1 pseudogene is annotated in these 1,187 nt (G+C 59.6%); it reads right to left on the bottom strand.

Annotated elements, in window-relative coordinates:
* Positions 1-1,187, bottom strand: a pseudogene (locus BN1044_RS15755) (RHS repeat protein); the annotation flags it as partial.

Raw genomic sequence — 1,187 nt, 5'->3', positions numbered from 1 at the left:
TGGATGAGGCGGCCGGCGGCGTCATACTCATAGTGCTGCGATGAAAATGGGCTGACGATATCGCTCAGCTGGCCACGCGACGTATAGCGGTATTCCTGTGCTCGTGGGTCGGCGTTGGGGGTACTGAGCGTGAGGCTGCGCAGGCGCCCGACCTCGGTGTAGCCCGTTTCCAACACGCTCTCGCCAAAGCGGCGCTGCGTTTCTCGGTGTAAGGTATCGCGGTCAAATTCCAATAGACTGTGCTCGCCGAGCGCCACACCGAGCAGGTGGCCGGGGCCGTAGGTGTGCCAGTGCAGGGTAGGTAGGCCATCGGGCGTGGTGAACAGCAGGGCGCTGTTGGCATCATAACGGTGCTGGATACGGTGCTGCCACAACACGCTGCCGTCGGGGGCGCTGACAATCTGCTGCTCTTGGTTAATTTGCCCGGACAGGTTGCGTTCAAACAACACGCTGACGGGGTAGCCTTCGCTGACGTGATGCGCGGCCATCAGCTGGCCGTCGAGGTTATATTCCCAACGCGCTATGTCACTTTCGGCATCTTCGGTATTGCGGGTGCGGCTGACTAAACGACCCAAAATATCATGCTGCCACTGGGTTATCAGGCCGGCATCGTCGCTTTCTATTAATTCCCCAGCCGCGTTGTAGCGGTAGCGCTGAACCCGTCCGTCAAAGCCCACTTCTTCCACCAATCTGTCCATCACGTCATAGCTAAAACGCATCTGGGCATCATTTTCATTAGTGAGCGCAATCAGTCGGTCGGCGGCGTCATAGGTAAACTGCTGGGTGGCACCGCCGTGGGTGCGCGTGAGCAAACGGCCGTTGTCATCGTAGGTCATCACGGTTTGGCTGCCGTCGGGCTCGGTCAGCGTGATTAAATCACCCGCGGGATTGTAGTGATACTGGGTGCGTTCACCGGTGCTATTTTCCGTGCTTATCAGACGTCCACGGGTATCGTATGCATAACGTAAGGTGAGGGCTGCGGGGCGGCAAATCTCCAGGCGCTGCCCCCAGCGGTCATAGCGGTATTCGGTGGTGTTGCCCGAGCAGTCGGTGTAGCGGGAGAGCTGGCCGCTGCGTGTCCACGTCAGGCGTTTCTCTCCTCCGCCGGCATCGGTGATAGCACAGGGCTGCGAGCTGCTGTCATCGGCATAGGCATAGCGCACGGTACGCTGGAGGGCGTCACTTTC

The sequence above is a fragment of the Hafnia alvei genome (genome assembly GCF_900095695.1).
Lineage (GTDB): Bacteria > Pseudomonadota > Gammaproteobacteria > Enterobacterales > Enterobacteriaceae > Hafnia > Hafnia alvei_B.
This window is presented reverse-complemented; position numbering and strand designations above follow the sequence as displayed.